A 533-nucleotide genomic window follows, 5' to 3' on the forward strand; every position below is an offset into this window, starting at 1 on the left:
AACCGTATTGCGGTGCTCAATCATCACCCCTTTGGGCACTCCGGTGGAGCCGGAAGTATAAATCACATAGGCCAGATGCCGGGCAGTCAGCGCAGGCACCGATGGATTACTGTCCGGCTGATCTGGCCAGGTATTCGGGTCCAGCACCACGAGTCCCGTCAGCGCTTCCTCACCCAGCGCAGCCCAGCCAGTTTCATCCGCCAGCACCACCGCCGGGGCGGCATCGGTCAGAATATGCGCCAGACGCGCGCCAGGATAAGCCGGGTCTAACGGCACATAAGCCCCGCCCGCTTTCATTACCGCCAGCAATCCCACCACCATGACCGGTGAACGCGCCACACAAATCGCCACCCGCTGGTCAGGTACGACGCCCAGCGCGATAAGCTGATGGGCCAGACGGTTGGCACGGGCATTTAATTCGGCATAACTGAGCGTTTGCCCTTGATGCACTAACGCTGTCGCGTCCGGAGTTTGCTCCGCCTGTTGTTCAAATAATTGATGAATACACAACGAGTCAGGATAAGCGGTTTCCG

Annotated in this window: 1 protein-coding gene; it reads right to left on the bottom strand. The window is 59.1% G+C overall.

The window, feature by feature from the left end:
• Nucleotides 1-533 (bottom strand): AMP-binding protein (locus EAE91_RS23740; protein ID WP_214090570.1); only part of this gene is annotated, 533 nt, incomplete at both ends.

The sequence above is a fragment of the Photorhabdus noenieputensis genome, from assembly GCF_018448935.1.
GTDB lineage: Bacteria > Pseudomonadota > Gammaproteobacteria > Enterobacterales > Enterobacteriaceae > Photorhabdus > Photorhabdus noenieputensis.